This is a genomic window from Arthrobacter sp. Y3223164, from assembly GCF_059091005.1.
Genome location: NZ_JBNHGF010000648.1, coordinates 1 through 1007, shown reverse-complemented (window position 1 = coordinate 1007; position 1007 = coordinate 1). Strand labels below are relative to the sequence as shown.

Annotated in this window: 1 protein-coding gene; it reads left to right on the top strand. The window is 72.9% G+C overall.

What is annotated here, in order from left to right:
• Positions 1-1007, top strand: a 1007-nt coding sequence (locus AC5RUJ_RS17120; protein WP_494156349.1) for a methyltransferase, incomplete at both ends; no start/stop codon positions are given.

Here is a 1007-nt window from a genome sequence, read left to right as displayed (position 1 = left end):
GGGTGGACGGGCTCGCCGCCCTCCGGCTGACCGAGCGCGACGGCGGTGAGTGGCGTGCCGCCGTAGACCTCCGCCCGTACGCCTTCGGCGAGACCGAGCTGTGGGTGGCCAGCGACCTCGGGGCGCACCAGCGGCCCGGCGTCCTCCGGCACGATCACGTCCTGGGCATCGGCCAGGCCTCGCTGACGCTGGCCCAGCTGACCGTCCGCACCGAGGTGGAACGGGCCCTGGACCTTGGCACCGGGTGCGGGATCCAGCTCTTCCACCTGCTGGGCCACGCCCGCCACGCCACCGCGACGGACATCTCGGAGCGGGCGCTGGCCTTCACCCGGTTCAACCTCGCCCTCAACGCCGGCGCCCTCGGGCTGGACCCGGACCACCTGGAGGAGCGGGTCAGCCTGCGGCTGGGCAGCCTGTTGGAGCCGGTGGCGGGGGAACGGTTCGACCTCGTGGTATCCAACCCGCCGTTCGTGATCACGCCGCGTCGCCCGGCCGAACGCGCCGACGAGCAGTTCACGTACCGCGACGGCGGACTGCCCGGCGACGACATCGTGGCCACCCTCTTCCGCTCCCTGCCCTCGGTGCTGGCCGACGGCGGCGTCGCACAGATGCTGGGCAACTGGGAAATTCCGGCGGGCGCGGGCAGCTGGCACGCCCGGTTGGAGCAGTGGCTGGCGCCGGACACCGACGCCTGGGTCATCCAGCGCGAGCAGCTCAGCCCGGCGCAGTATGCGCAGACGTGGCTGCGGGACGCCTCGGTGAACCGCGACCCCGAGCTGTTCGAATCCGCGTACGCCGCCTATCTGGACGATTTCGCGTCCCGGGACGTGGAGGCCCTCGGCTTCGGGCTCGTGTGGCTGCGCCGCTCCCTGCCCGAAGCCGCGGCCGCCGCTGCAGGCGCAGGATTGCTGCGGAGGTTCGAGGAGATCACCTATCCGATCGAACAGCCCATCGGCCCGCACCTGGCCGCGGCGGTCGAGCGGGCCGATTGGCTGGCCGAGCACGCC